Source organism: Bombilactobacillus mellis (assembly GCF_000967245.1).
GTDB classification, from domain to species: Bacteria; Bacillota; Bacilli; order Lactobacillales; family Lactobacillaceae; genus Bombilactobacillus; species Bombilactobacillus mellis.
On the sequence record NZ_KQ033878.1, the window covers coordinates 609,770 to 627,515 of the forward strand.

A 17,746-nucleotide genomic window follows, 5' to 3' on the forward strand; every position below is an offset into this window, starting at 1 on the left:
TATTTATTTGATTAATTTTGGCCAAATTACTACTTGCTTTTGGGCCAAAGATTTAGGAACATCAATAATCCTCTGATTAGAACTTCCGCGAAATTGTAAAGTCAAATCTTTCTTTGCTTCCAAAAAACGGCCATCTACCAAAATATCCAAATAATTTAATAAGGCCAATTTATCATCAGATTCCTGCATTAATTCTTCCCAAGTATAGCCGCTCCAAGACCAAATATCTTTCTCATGCCCGAATTCTTTACGTACACGCCGAACCAATTTTAAACAGACCTGTGTATTTAAAAAAGGTTCTCCACCTAACAAGGTAAGACCTTGAACATAACTCTGCGATAAGTCTTGAATAATTTGATCTTCTAATTGCTGCGTATAAGGTTTCCCATAATGAAAATTCTGCGCCACGCGATTGTAACACCCTGGACAATTAAATAAACAACCAGATACATATAAACTGCAGCGCACACCTTCGCCATCCACCATATTAAAAGGTTTATAGTCAGCAATGTATTGCAAACTATGATCTTGTGCCAACCATTCTTGAGGACGAGGATTTTTCGGAAGTAACACCCGTTTGTTTCTAGCCATTATTTAAAGCTCCCAATTTCATATTTTTGACCCGCGAAACAATTTCCTGATGACGCCCGTGCACCATCGGCCGAATCATAGGATTGCCTAAATAACCGCAAGTTCTCTTAACTACATCACATGTTTTCGGATCCCGATTTCCACACTGCGGACATTCAAATCCCTTCGCTGTCGGTTTAAATTCTCCATCAAAACCACACTTATAACAATGATCGATCGAAGCATTCGTACCTAAATATCCTACATGATCATAAGCCCAATCCCAGACTGCTTCTAAGGCAGCAGGATTTTGCTTTAAGTTGGGATATTCACAATAATGAATAAAGCCCCCGGAAGCATACTGCGGATAATCTTCTTCAAAAGCTAATTTTTCAAAGGGAGTCGGATTCTTGCGCACGTCATAGTGAAAACTGTTAGTGTAGTATTCCTTCGCCGTAATATCAGGAATCCTGCCGAATTTAGCAATATCGGCTTCACAAAATGTATCTGTTAATGATTCTGCCGGAGTCGAATAAACACTAAAATGGTAACCAAATTCTTTTTCCCAAAGCACACACTTATCATGCAAGTATTTTACAATCTCGACGGTAAAATCATGGGCAGTTTGATTATGCTCCCATTTAGGACCATAAAACGCTGTCGCCACCTCATACAGACCAATATATCCTAAAGAAACTGTTGCCCGGCCGTTTTTAAATAATTCATCTACAGCCTCATCTTTTTTGAGCCTTTTGCCAAAAGCCCCATTTTGATACAGAATAGGAGCATTTTGCGGCTTAGCTTGTTTACAGCGCTTAATCCTAAACAAAAGTGCCTTTTTAGCTAGGAGTGTCCGATCTTCCAAAATTTGCCAAAAGACTTCCTGATCACCTTGAGCTTCCAGAGCAATCCGCGGCAAATTAATAGTTACTACTCCCAAATTCATTCGTCCACTATTAACCTCGTTGCCATTTTCATCTTTCCAGCCTTGTAAAAAGCTGCGACAACCCATGGGAGCTTTAAAACTTCCGGTTAGCTCAATGATTTTGTCATACATTAAAATGTCCGGATACATTCTTTTAGTCGCACATTCAACGGCTAATTGTTTAATATCATAATTAGGATCCCCCGGTTTTAAATTGAGACCTCTTTTTAACGTAAAAATAAGCTTAGGGAAAATTGCTGTCCGATGCTGTTTACCTAATCCATTAATTCGCACCTGCAAAATTGCTTTTTGAATCTCACGTTCAATCCAAGAAGTTCCTAAGCCAAAGCCCACTGTCGTAAAAGGTGTTTGACCATTAGAAGAGAATAAAGTATTAACCTCATATTCCAAAGCCTGCATCGCATCGTAAATGTCTTTTTTAGTTTTGGCACGCGCAAATTCTTCTTGTTTTGCGGGGACAACCCATTTTTGGGCATCAGCCAAATGTTTTTGATAATTAATTTGTGCATAAGGTGCTAACAACTCATCTGTGCGATCCGCAGAACAGCCGCCATATTGACTAGAAGCAACGTTGGCAATAATTTGTGACATTTGTGCTGTAGCTGTTTGAATAGATTTAGGTGGTTCCACCTCGGCGTTGCCGATTTTAAATCCTTTTGCCAGCATACCTTTAAAATCGATCAAGCAACAATTGGTCATAGCTGTTAAAGGAGAATAGTCTAAATCATGAAAATGAATATCTCCGCGCAAATGTGCTTTTGCTACCGTTTGCGGCATTTGAGTTAGACCTAAGGATTTGCCTACCATTCCGGCAGTCAGATCTCTTCTCGTACTAAAAATATTACTATCTTTATTAGCATTTTCATGAACTACTGCATCATTGTGATTAAATAGTTGTTTCAGTTTAAATTGCGGATCAATAGCTTGCTGCCATTGAGCCTCATCCTGCTTGCGGTAATTATTATACTTTTGTACTAAATCTTCCTGATGTAAGTTTAATAAGACAGTTTGGAAAATTTGGCGAATGGTACTACTCTTTACTACTTGCGGTAAGGCGGCCAATTTTTGAAAAATATGTTCTGTTATTTCTTGTCGTAAATCCGCATCTGTTGTTAAAAAACTAACCACCAAAGAAATTTTATAAGCATAAAAAGGAACCTTTTCTCCATCAGCCTTAAGTACAGTTTTAATATTTAATTTATTTTGCAACTGGGCTAGTGGAAGTGTTGTAACGCTTTCCATTGAACTGTCCTCCCATTTAAATTACAGGATAAAAGAAGTCCTTATAAATAATTTTTTTAAATCTATAACTTCAATTACTATCCCGTTCATTTTTCCTTTAGCTTAACGCAGATATAGACAAAATGTAAAGTAGGAAACCACAAGATATATGATTTTTATAAAAACTTAATACTAGATATTGTAGTATAGCAGGTTTTCAGCTCAATTTCAGTTCCTAATAGTAAAAGGCAATTATTACAAATCCAAACTTTTTTAAGGTTGAAAATCAAATTTCATTTCTTTTAGTGTATTCATATTTTTTAATATAGATTCAATTCCATCCAACCAGGGTAACAGCATCATTGCGCCGCTGCCCTCACCCACACACATTTGTAAATCAATATAAGGTTGTAAATGTAATTCTTTTAAAACTAAACTTGATCCCTGCTCATGGGAAATATGAGTAGAAATTACATAATTAGTGACACCAGTGACAATCCTTTGGGCTAATAAAGTAGCTGCATACGATAAAAAACCGTCAATTAAAACAGGCCTGCCAATAGCCGCTGCGGCAATAATCGCTCCAGACATTGAGCCAATTTCGAAAGACCCAACTTGTCTGAGAACTTCAAAAGGATCAAGCTGGGAAGTAGATAAATGAGCCCGTTGTAATGACTGATCAACTACCTTAATTTTATGTTGTAATCTTTTATCCGAAATATTAGAGCCTTTCCCCACAACTTTTTCTCCGGGCAACTGAAGTAATGCGGCGATAATGGCTGACGCTGCGGTGGTATTGCCCATTCCCAGTTCCCCAACACTAATTAATTGATTGCCGGCAGTAAATGCACTTTTACCAACCGTAAAACCAATTTCCACGGCTTTAACGGCCTGGGCATAAGACATAGCTGGTTTTAGAAGCATGTCATTTGTCGAACGTCTAATTTTACAGCAATGAACCCCGGGCAAAGCTTTATCAGAGTCAATGCCAACATCAAAAACCTCTATCTTTGAATTATAAGCTCTGGCTAAAGCAGCAACAGCAGTATGACCATTAACCATATTTACGGCCTGAATAGCAGTAACTGCTTTAGGAGTAGCTGATACTCCTTCTTTCACTACACCATTATCGGCAGCAAAAACTAAACAAGTCCGCGGTTGTACGGTAAAATTGCAGGTTCGATAGATCCCAGCCAAGTGAACCGCTAATTCTTCTAAGCGACCCAAGCTTTTAACCGGTTTAGCTAATCCGTCTAATCGAGATTGCATATTTTTCATTTCTTTTTGAGATAACGATTGAAGTACAAGTTCATCAAATTTCATAAACTTTTCTCCTCCTTAATAGTCTGTTCTATCTGACTGAGAATATTGATTAAAACTGCTGTTGTCTGTGTCGGATAAATTACTGGCAAATCAGCTTGAGTTATTACTTTTCCCGTGCTTTTTCCTAAGACAAAATACTGCGTGTGTTTAAATTCTTGATGATTAAGCTGCTTTTGAACCATCATAAGACGTTTAAAGTTGGAAGTACTGGTTACTAAAGCCTGATTTATTGATTGCTGCCACAGAGTTTCACTAGCTTGAGTTTGTAGCTGCTCATTCCAGACGTTTTGATAAATAACAAGCACTTTTCCCGGTAATTTAACAGTTGCTGATAATTGATTACCTATTAGCCAGCACAAAGAGGTAGGATCAATATTTTTTAGTTTAGCAATCAAAGACTGTCGATTTTCCTGCTTACTAACTTCAATAGGATTAACAACATAGGGCTTTAGTTGTGCTTTCATTTTTTGACTAATAACTTGTAAAGTGGCTGTGTGATTATACTGACGATAGTTCTTGACAAAAAGTTGTGCTGCAAAATGACTTGTTAGGCCAATATTTTGTGCGTTTGCAATTATTTGATATTGCTCAGAATCAAGCATAATGGGCTGAAAATGAGTTAAGGGTAAATAAATTACTTTTGTCCAAGATTCTAATCTGTTACGCCACAAATCAGGTATTTTATGATCTGGGTAAGTGATCAATAGAGTCACGATATCAGCTTCTTTTTTCAGGATTCACTAAACTTCACTTTAATTTAAAACTTATCTGTTAAGCATTTATTTTTCCTAATTTAATTGTTTTTGAGTTAATTATATATTCTGTATAACATCCCGCTTGAAATTCTAAAGAATAAAAATCAGTACGTGCATCAATTAATTCTTGATAAATTATCCTCAGAGTTCCCAAATGTGCTACTAAAAAGATGGTATCATCAGCCTGACTATGATTTAATAACCAATTCAAACCCCGCTTTACTCGCTTTCGAAAATCAGCAACAGATTCAATAGTCGGAGGCGTATAAGTAAGCGGAGCATTTAACCACTTTTGCCAATGTTCCGGATCTTGTGCTTGAATTTGATTGGCATCTAAACCTTCCCAACATCCGAAGCCCTTTTCTGCTAAGTCGGGAATAGTTAATACTGGAATACTGGGTAGTTGATGGCGGACAGGCGCTAAAGTTGCACGCGTGCGTTGTAAATTAGTTTGTACAAGCATTGTTAATTCTTTTGCAATAACTTTATGAGCTAATATCCGGGCTTGTTGGCCACCTTTTTTATTAAGCGGAACATCTAAGTTACCATAAAATTTTCTTTGTTGATTAAAATTTGTTTCACCATGGCGTGCTACTAATAATTTCATTGAGTTATCCTCAGAATCGCTGTTAAAAATAATAAAAATAAAACTGGTGCTAAACTGGCAAAAGCTCCTAAAGTATCACCAGAAAATCCTCCCAAAATATGTATGATATATTTTCGGTAGCTATAAGCACAGATAACCATAAAAAAATAACTTACAATTCCCTGCCAATTGAAAGCCACAAAAATAACAATAGCAGAAAAAAGTTGTGCAAAAATAATTTGCCAATTGCGCACATTTAACCAAATACTTGCTAAACCTTGTTTATTTCCAACATATTTCATTTGATAAAAAAGTAAAGATAAACCTGTTTTCGTTAACATTGTTAAAATGGCAGTCAGCATAACTAATTTAATTACCGATAAATATCGGCAAATTGTAATACTAGCACCCAGTGCCACTAGGTAATAATAAATTAGTGCTAGACTACCCATTGTACCAATTCGACTATCTTTCATAATTTTAAAGATCTGATCAGGTGCTCTGGAAGAAAACAGGCCATCAGCTGTGTCAGACAAAGCATCTAAATGAAATCCGCCCGTTATAATTCCATCTAAAATCCAATAACCAATCCAAGCCAGCCATAAGGGATAAATAAAAGTTAATCCCCAAAAAAATAATGCCTCTAAAAGTCCTAATAACAGGCCAAACAAAGTAATATATTGAATTTTTGTCCGAAATTTATCTACCGGATTATCAATAACAATCGGAATATTTATTTTAGTGAAAAATTGTCCAAATAATACCAATGCTTGCCACAAGTTTACCACCTACTTAATTTTTAAAGGAATACCACTAACCACAAAATAAACAATATCCGCAGCCTGTGCCAATACTTGGTTTACTTCCCCATAAAGGTCGCGCAATACCCTGGTTTGTTTAGTAACTGGAACAATTCCTAATCCTACCTCGTTACTTACAAGAACCAGTGACTGATGCTGCAATTTTTGGGCTTCAATTAATTGTTGCCATTGCGATAAAATAGACGACTTTAATTGGTTTAAATCAGTGATGGATAAACTGTCTAAATAGTCATCTATTTGTTTAGCTTTAACTTTATTTTTCAGCAGATCATAAAAGACATTAGTTACAGCCATCGTCACATCATCTAAAATATAACCCGTCCGAGGTTTCTGACTAATAAGTTGAGCAATATTCTGATATTGTTCCCGAGTCTGCCAATGTGAAGAGCGTCTTTGTTGATGCTTTAAAATTCTGAGCTTCATTTCCGGATCAGAACTTTGTAAGACTCCTGTTGCTATGTAACAGATATTATCCTGCGGCGCATACAATTTTTCCGCAAATTCCGATTTTCCACTTTTGGCACCGCCTAACACTAAGACTAATTCTCCCTGCTGCAAAGTATTTCCCCTTTTCTAAATTTTTTTGTTCACAATGCCATATTTATCTTGAGCAAGTAATTTTTGAGCAACCTTTTTTCCGATTCTAGGCTCATCAGCCGGAATATCAATTGCTTTAATTATGTGCTTTCCGTCAATGGAAGAAATTAAACCTGAAAACTTGATACTTCGTTTTTTTATATAAGCATACCCCCCAATGGGAAAATTACAGCTACCTCCTAATTCTCTCATAAACTGGCGTTCTATATGGATACACTTACTAGTAGGAAAATCATTAATTAATTTAAGCATATGCAAAACTTCTTGATCTGTTTGACGGCATTCAACCGCTAAGCAACCTTGCCCTACAGCTGGTAGAACAACATTTTTAAGACTGAGTACTTTATAATTGGTTAAATCAGGTTGCAGGCGTTCTAGACCAGCTTCAGCAACGATTATTCCTTCTAAATGCTCAGTTTGAATTTTTTTTAAACGACTATCAATATTCCCTCGAATAGAAACAATGTTTAAATCGGGGCGCAGATGTAACAGTTGCCCTTGGCGGCGCATACTGCTAGTTCCAATACGAGCCTGGAGGGGTAATTCATTAATACTAGTATATTTATGGCGGCTAATTAAGCAATCAAACGCTGAAGCCCGCTTCGGAATAGCTCCTAGAGTAAGAGATTCCGGTAATTTGGGCGTGACGTCTTTGAGACTGTGAACTGCAAAATCAATTGTTTGCTCTTCTAATTCTTTTTCAATTTCCTGAATAAAAACCCCTTTGCCCCCGATTTTAGCTAAACTATCTTTTAAATTATTATCACCGGTGGTTTTTATTTTTTTTATCTCAAATTCAGTATCAGGAAAGTATTGCTGTAATTGTTTAATCACTAATTCTGTTTGACAAAGCGCCAGTTTACTGTGCCGACTACCTACTATAATTTTTTTTCTCAAATTTTTATACTCCATTTTTAATTTTGTTGATCCAACCATTTTTCCAACATTTTTTTAATTTTTTTAACCTTTGCGGGTGATTTCCCGATTGTAGAAAGTCCAATTAATAAATCATTTTGTGTAATTGTTGCCATATTATAAAAATTGGAATAATTTTTTTCGCTAGTATCATTAACTAATTGCCGTGCAGTGGCTTCTTGAACTATTTGTCGATTAACTTGTAAATTATTAGTACAGGCAATAATCAAATCCATAGTCATAACGTACTTTCTTTGATAGTAGTCTTGAATCCAATGTATTTGCTCTAAGGGAATAGAATTTGCTAGTTTAGGGCTGATAACTGTGGGCGAAACCTTAATTGCTAGTAGACTATTAATTTTCCGTGCAGCTATTTTCCCCCCACCAACTACTGCTATTTTTTTATTAGCTAAATCTAAAATAATAGGATAAGGATTATTCACCTTTTATTCTCCTTTTATTGCTGTGAAGCATCTAAAATCTCCCAAAATTTTTTTAAATCAATATTATCGCTAAATAATTGGGCCAATTTTTCGTATTGAATTTCTTTATACTCTTCTATTGACAACTGCGAAGCCGTTAAAGGAGCCAATCCTTGATGTTGACGTAGTTTATTTAAAAGCTGCCGCGTCCAATCCTGATTGTCAAAAATCCCGTGTAAGTAAGTACCCCAGACACTCTGATCCGCATTAATCGCTCCATCTAGGCGATTTTGTTTTTGACCATTAATTTCAATAATTTTACCTAAGGGCTGAGCATCTCTTCCTAAGGTCGTACTACCCATATGAATTTCATAACCATGTAATAAACACCCTTGAATTAGAGCCTTAGCCTGGGTAGTCCTCTTAGTATTATTAAAGGTCGTTTTTACATCTAATAAACCCAAACCCGGTTGTTGTTGAATATGAGATTCAATTTGGTTAGGATCTAATAACTCTTTGCCCAAAATCTGATAACCACCACAAATACCAGCAACCATACTGCCATTGTCATGGGCTTGAATAATCAAACGATCCAAACCTAATTTTCTTAACGCAGCTAAATCGGAATTAGTATTTTTGCTTCCTGGTAAAATTATCAGATCCGGCTGGCCTAATTCCTGGGGAGTATAAACATAGCGCACAGAAACATCTGGTTGAATCTCTAAGCTATGAAAGTCGGTAAAATTAGAAATTCTATTTAAAATAATTACTGCAATATCTAGTGGTTTATTAGGATCGTGAATATGATTTTTTTTACTTAGAGCAACACTATCTTCATCATCCAAATCAATATTGGACATTGGTAAAACCCCAATTACAGGAACACCAGTTAATTTTTCAATCATTTGATTGCCAGAAGTTAATAAATTTTTATCGCCTCTAAATTTATTAATAATGATACCCTTAATCCGCTTTTGGTCAGCTAATGGTAATAACTTAATAGTTCCATATATAGAGGCAAAAACACCTCCCTTATCGATATCAGCCACCAAAATCACAGGAGCCTGAGCCATTTGGGCCATTCCCATATTAACAATGTCATGATCATTAAGGTTAATTTCAGCGGGACTACCAGCTCCTTCAAGAATCATTACGTCATTTTCCTGTGCCAAGGAATTATAGGCTGATAAAATGGAATTCTTTAGTTTTACCTTATATTCATAATATTTAGTAGCACTCATATCAGCTATCACTTTTCCCAAGACAATTACTTGCGAATCTTGATCACTTGAAGGTTTTAAAAGAACAGGATTCATACGGACATCCGGACTAACTTTGGCTGCCTCAGCTTGAAAAACTTGTGCTCTACCCATTTCGGCTCCCTGTGTGGTGATGAAAGAGTTCAGGGCCATATTTTGAGCCTTAAAGGGAGCTACTTTTAATCCCTGATTTGCTAAATAACGACAAGCGCCAGCAGCTACCCAACTTTTCCCAGCATCTGAGGCGGTTCCTTGAAACATCAGTGATTTGGTCTTCATTCCTACTACTCCTTAATCAATATTTTGCAAAAGTTTTTCCTCTGGCAAAACTTAGGCTTCTATAGATTGTCTACATGAATATGATCTCGCAAGGCGAATAATTCCTGAGAATTGTTGCAGAGCGGTAAGCCCAATTTTTGATGAAGTTTGATTAGCCATGGCTGATTGAGCTTATTAGCTTTTAAAACTTCTTCATCATCGAATACTACATCTTTAGTTCCTTCTTTTATAATGTGACCCTTTCCTAATAAGTAAAAATAATCACAAGCTTCATACATAAAATCCATATCATGGCTGGATAAAATAACCTTCTGTCCATTAGCAACTAACTGTTTTATTAAAATCATCATTCGCTGTCGACCATCAGGATCTAACCCAGCAGTGGGTTCATCAAGTAAGAGCCACTCTGAATTTAAAACTAAGATTCCTGCAATGGCAACTCGCTTTTTTTGTCCTCCACTCAAATATTGAATGGGTTTATCTCGTAACGGCCAAATGTCCAGCTGCTTTAAGACCTTTTCCACGCGTTTTTCTATTTGCTCTTCGGGCAATTTTAAATTTCTCAAAGCAAAGGCTACATCATCTTTGACAATGGAATAAAAAATTTGTTGATCAGAGTCCTGGAAGACAATGCCAATTTTGCGACGCAATTGCCGTAATCCTTTTTTGTTATACTTAATCGGATGATTATCAACTAAAATCTGCCCTGATGTAGGTTTTAAAATCCCCACCAGATTTAAAAAGAGTGTCGATTTACCCGAGCCGTTATGTCCCATAATTCCAATGACTCGCTGTTTTTGAGCACCAAAAGATAAAGATATATGATTAAGGATCGTTTTACTATTATCATAGCTAAAACTTAAATCTTGTAATTCAATCATTTACTTACCTTCTTTAGCTGACATAAAAATTACCATCGTATAATTTGGCATCCAAAGCATTAACCATCATTTGATAGTTGATAATAACCTGCTCAAAGAGCATCTTAGCTAAAATACCCGAAGAATTGATCATCAAAGAAAAACTATCATAACCAAAACGCAATTTTTGAGCCTGATATATTTTTTCAAAAGCTTCAATAAAAATAAAAATGAACCGATACATCAGCATAGTTAATTCAATCATTATGTTAGGCAAATGGATTCTTTTCAAGAAACTAATAATTTGAGTAAAAGGAGTGGTCAAGGCAAACCAATAAGTACAAACAATTGCCGACAAAGATTGAAGTGCCACTTTTCCAGCCACTGGCAGCATTTTACGTGAAATACCGACATAAAATGAAAACATATTTACAGAAAAAGTCATTTCTCTAGCACTGGAATCTACCGTAAAGACAATCCCAATAATACTTAAAAGCAAAAACGGAATAATGGCATAAAACCATTTAAGATAGCGATGTAAAGAAACTTTTGTTAGATACATTGTTATAATGGCAACAATAATTATCACTAGTGGTTTTATCCAGAGCAAGGGTTGAAAAGATAGAACTATACCGACTAACCACAATAAAGCTTTAATATTAGAAGACCAATTAACAATTCGATTAGAATAGGCGTATTTATCAATAATCAGCATTTTCTTAATCTCTATTTCGATTGTTGCTTATTATTTTGCTCAATTTCTTTCAGAGCTTTTTTTCGTCCATGAGCACTACCAATAACGTAGGCAATAATTCCTGTTCCTAAAGATCCTTGAACTGTAAATAATAAACTCTCAATTTCCCCAGATGGTGGTGTCCAAACAGGATGTGCCCAAACCTTATAGCTAGGATCATATTTTTTTATTTGCTCTGTACCTTGGTCATCACTGCCACCATACTCACCTTTAACAAAGACAAATGGCGCCACAACTAAGATAACCACTAATATTAACAAAATAATGTTGGTTTTCGTTCTTTTATTCATTGCAGAGCAGCCTCTTTCCATAAGTCATTACTAATCACTAAGTTATAAACAATAACTGTTAAAAGTCCCTCGGCTATTGCCAATGGTATTTGTGTCACAGCAAAAATCCCCAAAAATTTGATCAAAGCAGCTGCCACACCATTATGAGGATCAGGAAAAACAATAGCCAGCTGGAAAGCTGTTGTAATATAAGTAGACCAATCCGCCAACATCGCACAAAGAAATATGGACATCGAGCGATTAATTTTTAATTTACGGCAAATTTTATAAATTAAAAATCCTACAATTGGTCCAACAATCGTCATAGAAAACTCATTAGCTCCTAAAGTAGTCAAGCCCCCATGAGCTAATAATAGAGCTTGAAATAATAAAACAATGACTCCAATAACTGACATAACGCCCGGTCCAAACATTACAGTACCCAAACCTACTCCTGTAGGATGAGAGCAAGAACCAGTAACTGAGGGCAGTTTCAGTGAAGATAATACAAATACAAAAGCTCCACACAAAGCCAGCATGATCTTGGCATTTTTTTGCTCTGAATTGACAATTTTATAAAGACGATATAAACCATAAATAAAAAATGGTGCTGAGACAATAAACCAAACTATACACCAATAAGGAGGCAGCATTCCTTCCATAATATGCATAGCATAAACAGGTTTAGTAAAAATCAATATTAAAACAAAAACTATACTTGCCACACTGAATAATTGTTTATGACGTTTAAGAAACTTCACTGGAATCTATCCTTTCTTTATAAAAGCAGTTGAAAAGTACGGCAGTTGAGCATCACATTCATATTGAGCCATAGTTTTTATACTTTGATTTTGCATTGCTGCATTTTCAACAATTATGGTTTTGGCTAATAAATTTCTTTCTTGTAAAAGATGATAAATCTTCGAAAAATTGGTTGATATCTTCATAATAATTAAATTATCATTGAAATCCACAGCCTGCTTTAGCTTAATCAGATCAGCATTACCTGGAATGATTTCCAGGAATTCTTTATCCAAAACTAAAGGTATGGACAACTTAGCGGCAATTTCACTAAAAGAAGAAATTCCGGCCACTGTTTTCACTGTTATTCTTTTCTTGAGCAAATCGGCAATATAACTATAAGTGCTATAAACACTAGGATCTCCTAAAGTTAAAAATCCTACTTCTTGATTCAAATGAACATCATCAATAATTTCAGCTGCAATTGTATTCCAACTATTTTGTTTATCAGAAAAATTATTAACCATTGGAAAATGACGCCTTTTGATAATTAAATTATCTGAGAAATAAGGAGCAGCTATTTTTTCAGCAAAACTGAAATTATCATTATGAGCTTTAGGCACATATAATACCTGCAAAGATTTTATAATTCTAACAGCTTTTAAAGTGAGCAATTCACTATCTCCGGGTCCAATTCCAATTCCCCAAAAACAAGTCATAATTTTAATTCCTTTCTAAGGAGTGCTGCAATTTAGCGATAAACATAGCCTGTATTTCAGGATATTCCCCTAAGCCTTTTAATTCCGGAATCACCTTAATTCCTTCATGTTCTAATTTACTCTTCCAAGAATCAGCAGCTCTTGAAGCCATATCTAAATGCGCATGATTACCGGCAACCAGCATAAATGGTTGTAGGTAAATTTTCCTAATTCTAGTATTCTGAATACGTTGAATAATTACCTCTATATCCGGATAGCTTTCCACAGCTCCTAAAAAACTATTAGTATTTAACAACATATGGTCCAAACAGGCGTAAGTTGCAAAAGCACTATGAGAACTACCATGCCCCATCCACAAGTTGCCGGCCCCTGCTTCACGAGATCGTTGAATAAATTGGGTTATTTTTTGATAATCCGAAAATTGGGTTAGTAATGGCTGACTTAATTTGATTGTTGAGAAGAAACTTTTATATTTTAGGACCGCTTGCTTCAGCAGATTAAACTCAGTTCCAGGAATAATATGCAACGGCTGAACGGCCACTTCTTGATATCCATTTTGGGCCAAATTCGCTAATACTTGCTCAGGATTATTAATCACTACGTGTTCATTTTGATAAATACGTTGCCGGACAATTTTCGAAGTAAAGGCACGCACAACTTGCCAATCATCAAAATTATTTTGAATAGCCTTTTCTGTAGCAGTAATGGCTTTGTGCCGAGCCTCCGGATAAGTAGTACCAAAACTAACTACGACAATTGCCTTTTTACTCATTTGTTAATTTCCTTTCAATTATTGCAATAGTACGGGCTAAATTAGTTGGACAATTAATAATTTCTCTAAAGTCATATTCTTGAGCTAAATTCGCCACTTGCTCGCCCATAACAAAAGCTTGAAGTTGCTGGAGTTGCTGCAGCTGAGAATTATCCAATACCGCGATAAAATCTTTTAAACTGGCTCGACTAGGAAACACTATCGCTTGAAAGGTTTGCAAATCATAGAGCAATTTTTTCATCTTTGTTAGCGGCTTTTCTAAGGATAAGAAGTTTAAAGTATCTGAATGTAGTTCATCAGAACTAATTTCTAAAATTTGAGCGGTATTTATATTGGCATCAGTAGTTATAACTTTATCAACCAAAATGCCATATTGTTTCAAATGTTGAGCCACCAAGTTACTACGAACCCAAATTTGCTTTCTTGCTAAAATACGCACGTCTAAATTATTTTCTAATAGTAGTTGTGAAAAATCAGTGAAAGCTATAACACTATCGATTAAAACAACTGCAAATTTATCTAAATTCGGTAGTTTAACTTTTTGTTTAACCTTTATTTGTCGGGGATAAAAATCAACTGTCGCACCTAAATCCGATAATCTTTGGTATAAAATAGAATGCTTTGAAAAAGGAACTAAAATGTGTTGCTTTTGTAAAGGTAAAATAACATTTAATTGTTGAGACATCCTCACAACTTCACCTATCACAATTAAGGCTGGTGAGGAGAGGCCCTTTTGAGCGGCTGCAGTAGTTATTTCTTTTAAATTAGAAATTACCATTTTTTGACGCCACTGGGTGGCCCACTGAATAATAGCCACTGGCGTATGCGGATTTTTTCCATTAATAATTAAATTGTGACAGATATTAGCTAAATTAGACATTCCCATTAAAAATACCAAAGTACCTTCTTGATGAGCTATATTATTCCAATTTAAATCCGCTTCTGAATCCCTTCGTTGCCCGGTTATGACATGAAAGCTCGATGCTAATCCGCGTTGAGTAATAGGAATTCCTACTGCACTTAAACCAGCTAAAGCACTCGTGAGACCGGGAATTACCTCAAAGGCAATTCCTTGAGATTTTAAATAAGCCGCCTCCTCACCACCACGGCCAAAGACATAAGGATCGCCCGCTTTTAAACGCACAACCTGATATCCCATTTTGGCGTATTTCACTAATAAATTATTAATGTCTTCTTGATGGTACTTATGATAATGCGGCATTTTCCCAACATTGATCAGCTGAGCCTGCTGTGAAGTTAACAATAATAAGGAGGGATTCACCAAACGATCATATAAGACAACATCAGCTTGCTTTAAACGCCGTTTCCCGAGCAAAGTTAATAATTCAATATTTCCAGGACCAGCACCTAAAAGTGTTACTTTACCGGACATTTTGGGCCTCCAATTTCAATTCCAAATCTTTTAAAGAATTAACTTGTACTGGATAAGAGATGCGTGGACGCCGAATAATCAGACAAGGAAGCTTTAAGTTTTGGCAAGCAGATAGTTTTTCTAAAAAGCCTCCTTGGCGACCGCTTTCTTTAGTCACTACCCAAGAAGCATGCGCCCGTAAGAATAACTCTTCATTTAATCTTTGTGAAAACGGACCTTCTAAAGCATCAATTTGAGCTGCGGTAAAACCGATTTCCGTTAAAGCTAGTAAAACCTTCACTGTTGGTAAAACTCTGACATGTAACCTTTGGACCCCTAATAAAGTGGCAAAATCTCCTGCAGTTTTGCTGCCAGTAGATAAATAGACTAATCCGGAACGATTTTTTAAATAAGAGCAGACAGCAGATACAGAATCAAAGGCTTTCAGGTGACTTTCGTTTTCATACAAAGATTCCCGCTCGAATCTCAGATAGGGAATTCCTAATTCAGAAGTCTGGTGAATAGCTAACTGTGAAATTTCACGGGCAAAAGGATGAGTTGCATCTAAAACATAAGTAATCTTATTTTTTTGACAAAATTCCTGAAAATTCGTTTCCGTTAAGATCTGTTTTATTACATGTGAACTGTGCTTTTGAGCCACTTTCAATCCATAATCACTTACAACTGATAATAAATAGCTTAGTCGCTTCTGATTTAATAAATCAGCAATTTTTAAACTTTCTGATGTCCCTCCTAATAGTAAAATCATAAAACATACCCTCTAGGAGTAATCATTTCCCCATTTTCAACATAAGTATTTTTATTGCCGATAATAACAATAGATGTCATGTCAATCTGGGTATCATCTAAACTTTTCAGTGTCGTGAGATATTTTTTCTCCTGCGAGCGCGCAACATCTTTCCCAACACCCACTACGGTTGCAGGTGACTTATATTTTAAAATAATATCTACAGCTTGACGTAAATGATGAGGCCGCCCTTTACTACGGGGATTATACAGACAGATCACAAAATCGGCTGCTGCCGCGGCGGCTAATCTTTTGGTTATTACCTCCCAAGGAGTCATTAAGTCACTTAAACTTATATGACAAAAATCATTCATTAAGGGTGCTCCTAAATGTGCCGCTGCAGCAATACTGGCGGTAACTCCCGGAATAACTTGGATATCAATTTTTTGATCGGATTTATTAGCCAATTCTAAAACCAGTCCAGCCATCCCGTAAATTCCAGCATCGCCACTGGAAACTATGGCTACATCCTCACCACCGGCAGCAATTTCTATGGCCTTTTTACAACGTTCAATTTCTCCATGCATTCCTGTAACTACTAAATTCTTATCTTTAATCAGCTCTGAAATTAACTTGGCATAGGTAGCATAAGTGACAATAGTGGGTACTTTTTCAATTATTTGTAGAGCTTCTTGTGTCATCAAACTTTCCGCACCAGGACCTAATCCTACAACATATAACATTAACTACTCCTCCTAAATTTTTTTTAGTCTGCCTAAAGCAAAGGTAATATCATTTTTTGTAAATCTGGAAGTAATAGTGCGTTGACCGCTAGCAATATCAGCCGCTGAGCAGGCGACATTTCCTACTCCAACCGTTTTAAAAACAAAATCAGAAAAAGGATAATATTGGCTCACACGCTGTAATTCAGTAGCTGCATAAAATTTGCTAGAAATATTTAGTGTTTGAGCCAAATACTGAATTGCCGCTTCATCCTGTTTAATATTTATTGAGGCTAAAGATTTAAACGACAACCAAGCTAAATTATATTGACAGCAAAATTCCATAAAAGCCTCTTGAATTGCTTTATTAGTAACATTTTTACGACAACCAATACCTAAAATATTAATCTGAGGGATAATTTGAATAAAGGGCTCATGTTTTATAGGATACAAACGATCTGAAACGACAACTAATGGGTCTGCGGATAGACTTTTGGTAGGATCATCAATACAAGAAAATCCACGTAAATTGGAAACATACGGGCGCAAATAATCTTCAATGTATATTAATATAGGTTTTCTTTCTGCAAGCCAGCTATTAAACTGTTTGGTATTAGTCTTAAAATTGGGATACCAACCATTCACACTCTTAGCCAACATATCTAATGATTGAACATTTTCTGTATCGGTAGCAGTTGTAATTACAGGATCTGAATTTAATAATTGACTAATTTTTTTTGTCCAGGCATTAGCTCCACCAACATGTCCAGATAACAAACTAATTATGTGATGTGCTTTTTCATCAAGCACAATAACAGCAGGGTCGCTCCTTTTATCTTTTATCATTGGTGCAATGGAACGAACGACTATTCCTGTAGCCATAATGCAGATTAGACAATCATTTAATTGAAACTGCTCTTGCATAACTTTTTGAAATTGTCCGGGATTAAAAGAATTAACTTTAGAACCGGTAAACTTGGCTGGTAAATATATCTGAACACTATAATTTGAGTCGGAAGCTAATTTATCTGCCAATTGTTGGGCGGTTTTTGAACCCTGACTTGTCAATGCAATAATTGCAAACTTTTTATTCAT

At 35.9% G+C, this 17,746-nt stretch carries 20 protein-coding genes; all 20 read right to left on the reverse strand.

The window, feature by feature from the left end; genetic code table 11:
- Positions 1 to 3 precede the first annotated feature (3 nt).
- The gene (nrdG, locus tag JG29_RS07060) at positions 4 to 591 is read right to left on the reverse strand and encodes an anaerobic ribonucleoside-triphosphate reductase activating protein (RefSeq protein WP_045923245.1); all 588 of its coding nucleotides are present in this window, start codon (positions 589 to 591) and stop codon (positions 4 to 6) included.
- The gene (gene nrdD, locus JG29_RS07065; RefSeq protein WP_045923246.1) at positions 584 to 2,758 is read right to left on the reverse strand and encodes an anaerobic ribonucleoside-triphosphate reductase; all 2,175 of its coding nucleotides are present in this window, start codon (positions 2,756 to 2,758) and stop codon (positions 584 to 586) included. Before nrdD ends, nrdG begins: the two co-directional genes overlap by 8 nt.
- Positions 2,759 to 3,010: 252 nt before the next feature.
- On the reverse strand, positions 3,011 to 4,060 hold the full coding sequence (cobT, locus tag JG29_RS07070; protein ID WP_045923247.1) for a nicotinate-nucleotide--dimethylbenzimidazole phosphoribosyltransferase: 1,050 nt from the start codon (positions 4,058 to 4,060) through the stop codon (positions 3,011 to 3,013).
- The gene (locus JG29_RS07075; protein ID WP_045923248.1) at positions 4,057 to 4,773 is read right to left on the reverse strand and encodes a uroporphyrinogen-III synthase; all 717 of its coding nucleotides are present in this window, start codon (positions 4,771 to 4,773) and stop codon (positions 4,057 to 4,059) included. The genes cobT and JG29_RS07075 overlap by 4 nt, the downstream gene beginning before the upstream one ends.
- Positions 4,774 to 4,831: 58 nt before the next feature.
- A complete protein-coding gene (locus tag JG29_RS07080) occupies positions 4,832 to 5,422 on the reverse strand; it encodes a histidine phosphatase family protein (RefSeq protein WP_045923249.1) in 591 nt (196 codons plus the stop codon).
- The gene (locus JG29_RS07085) at positions 5,419 to 6,180 is read right to left on the reverse strand and encodes an adenosylcobinamide-GDP ribazoletransferase (protein ID WP_045923250.1); all 762 of its coding nucleotides are present in this window, start codon (positions 6,178 to 6,180) and stop codon (positions 5,419 to 5,421) included. Before JG29_RS07085 ends, JG29_RS07080 begins: the two co-directional genes overlap by 4 nt.
- Positions 6,181 to 6,189: 9 nt before the next feature.
- Positions 6,190 to 6,780: a bifunctional adenosylcobinamide kinase/adenosylcobinamide-phosphate guanylyltransferase gene (cobU, locus tag JG29_RS07090; protein WP_045923251.1), complete on the reverse strand. Its 591-nt coding sequence runs from the start codon at positions 6,778 to 6,780 to the stop codon at positions 6,190 to 6,192.
- A gap of 15 nt (positions 6,781 to 6,795) precedes the next feature.
- Positions 6,796 to 7,716 carry a hydroxymethylbilane synthase gene (hemC, locus tag JG29_RS07095; RefSeq protein ID WP_045923252.1) on the reverse strand — a complete coding sequence of 307 codons (921 nt, stop codon included), beginning with the start codon at positions 7,714 to 7,716 and terminating at the stop codon, positions 6,796 to 6,798.
- Positions 7,717 to 7,733: 17 nt separating this feature from the next.
- Entirely contained in the window at positions 7,734 to 8,177 is a 444-nt protein-coding gene (locus JG29_RS07100) for a precorrin-2 dehydrogenase/sirohydrochlorin ferrochelatase family protein (RefSeq protein ID WP_045923253.1), read from the reverse strand.
- A gap of 14 nt (positions 8,178 to 8,191) precedes the next feature.
- Complete coding sequence (locus tag JG29_RS07105) at positions 8,192 to 9,694, reverse strand: cobyric acid synthase (protein ID WP_045923254.1); 1,503 nt, start codon at positions 9,692 to 9,694, stop codon at positions 8,192 to 8,194.
- Between the two features lie 59 nt (positions 9,695 to 9,753).
- Complete coding sequence (locus tag JG29_RS07110) at positions 9,754 to 10,575, reverse strand: energy-coupling factor ABC transporter ATP-binding protein (RefSeq protein ID WP_045923255.1); 822 nt, start codon at positions 10,573 to 10,575, stop codon at positions 9,754 to 9,756.
- Positions 10,576 to 10,588: 13 nt separating this feature from the next.
- Entirely contained in the window at positions 10,589 to 11,269 is a 681-nt protein-coding gene (gene cbiQ, locus JG29_RS07115; RefSeq protein ID WP_045923256.1) for a cobalt ECF transporter T component CbiQ, read from the reverse strand.
- Between the two features lie 11 nt (positions 11,270 to 11,280).
- Positions 11,281 to 11,598 (reverse strand): energy-coupling factor ABC transporter substrate-binding protein, encoded by a 318-nt coding sequence (locus tag JG29_RS07120; RefSeq protein ID WP_045923257.1) that lies wholly within the window; start codon positions 11,596 to 11,598, stop codon positions 11,281 to 11,283.
- Positions 11,595 to 12,302, reverse strand: coding sequence for an energy-coupling factor ABC transporter permease (locus tag JG29_RS07125; protein WP_232297111.1), 708 nt, complete (start codon positions 12,300 to 12,302; stop codon positions 11,595 to 11,597). Before JG29_RS07125 ends, JG29_RS07120 begins: the two co-directional genes overlap by 4 nt.
- A 42-nt stretch (positions 12,303 to 12,344) precedes the next feature.
- Complete coding sequence (locus JG29_RS07130; protein ID WP_045923259.1) at positions 12,345 to 13,037, reverse strand: cobalt-factor II C(20)-methyltransferase; 693 nt, start codon at positions 13,035 to 13,037, stop codon at positions 12,345 to 12,347.
- 4 nt (positions 13,038 to 13,041) lie between these two features.
- Positions 13,042 to 13,809 (reverse strand): sirohydrochlorin cobaltochelatase, encoded by a 768-nt coding sequence (locus JG29_RS07135; RefSeq protein WP_045923260.1) that lies wholly within the window; start codon positions 13,807 to 13,809, stop codon positions 13,042 to 13,044.
- Positions 13,802 to 15,202 carry a uroporphyrinogen-III C-methyltransferase gene (gene cobA / locus JG29_RS07140; protein ID WP_045923261.1) on the reverse strand — a complete coding sequence of 467 codons (1,401 nt, stop codon included), beginning with the start codon at positions 15,200 to 15,202 and terminating at the stop codon, positions 13,802 to 13,804. Before cobA ends, JG29_RS07135 begins: the two co-directional genes overlap by 8 nt.
- Positions 15,192 to 15,950, reverse strand: coding sequence for a precorrin-6A reductase (gene cobK / locus JG29_RS07145; RefSeq protein ID WP_045923262.1), 759 nt, complete (start codon positions 15,948 to 15,950; stop codon positions 15,192 to 15,194). Before cobK ends, cobA begins: the two co-directional genes overlap by 11 nt.
- On the reverse strand, positions 15,947 to 16,672 hold the full coding sequence (gene cobJ, locus JG29_RS07150; protein WP_045923263.1) for a precorrin-3B C(17)-methyltransferase: 726 nt from the start codon (positions 16,670 to 16,672) through the stop codon (positions 15,947 to 15,949). The genes cobK and cobJ overlap by 4 nt, the downstream gene beginning before the upstream one ends.
- A 12-nt stretch (positions 16,673 to 16,684) precedes the next feature.
- Positions 16,685 to 17,746 (reverse strand): cobalt-precorrin 5A hydrolase, encoded by a 1,062-nt coding sequence (locus JG29_RS07155; protein ID WP_045923264.1) that lies wholly within the window; start codon positions 17,744 to 17,746, stop codon positions 16,685 to 16,687.

Excerpts from the sequence above, each read along its gene's own strand:
- cbiQ (WP_045923256.1), bottom strand. The coding sequence starts at position 11,269 with ATGCTGATTATTGATAAATACGCCTATTCTAATCGAATTGTTAATTGG.
- cobK (WP_045923262.1), bottom strand. The coding sequence starts at position 15,950 with ATGATTTTACTATTAGGAGGGACATCAGAAAGTTTAAAAATTGCTGAT.
- JG29_RS07135 (WP_045923260.1), bottom strand. The coding sequence starts at position 13,809 with ATGAGTAAAAAGGCAATTGTCGTAGTTAGTTTTGGTACTACTTATCCG.
- JG29_RS07130 (WP_045923259.1), bottom strand. The coding sequence starts at position 13,037 with ATGACTTGTTTTTGGGGAATTGGAATTGGACCCGGAGATAGTGAATTG.
- JG29_RS07080 (WP_045923249.1), bottom strand. The coding sequence starts at position 5,422 with ATGAAATTATTAGTAGCACGCCATGGTGAAACAAATTTTAATCAACAA.
- JG29_RS07110 (WP_045923255.1), bottom strand. The coding sequence starts at position 10,575 with ATGATTGAATTACAAGATTTAAGTTTTAGCTATGATAATAGTAAAACG.
- JG29_RS07120 (WP_045923257.1), bottom strand. The coding sequence starts at position 11,598 with ATGAATAAAAGAACGAAAACCAACATTATTTTGTTAATATTAGTGGTT.
- nrdG (WP_045923245.1), bottom strand. The coding sequence starts at position 591 with ATGGCTAGAAACAAACGGGTGTTACTTCCGAAAAATCCTCGTCCTCAA.
- cobA (WP_045923261.1), bottom strand. The coding sequence starts at position 15,202 with ATGTCCGGTAAAGTAACACTTTTAGGTGCTGGTCCTGGAAATATTGAA.
- cobJ (WP_045923263.1), bottom strand. The coding sequence starts at position 16,672 with ATGTTATATGTTGTAGGATTAGGTCCTGGTGCGGAAAGTTTGATGACA.
- cobT (WP_045923247.1), bottom strand. The coding sequence starts at position 4,060 with ATGAAATTTGATGAACTTGTACTTCAATCGTTATCTCAAAAAGAAATG.
- JG29_RS07155 (WP_045923264.1), bottom strand. The coding sequence starts at position 17,746 with ATGAATAAAAAGTTTGCAATTATTGCATTGACAAGTCAGGGTTCAAAA.
- nrdD (WP_045923246.1), bottom strand. The coding sequence starts at position 2,758 with ATGGAAAGCGTTACAACACTTCCACTAGCCCAGTTGCAAAATAAATTA.
- JG29_RS07105 (WP_045923254.1), bottom strand. The coding sequence starts at position 9,694 with ATGAAGACCAAATCACTGATGTTTCAAGGAACCGCCTCAGATGCTGGG.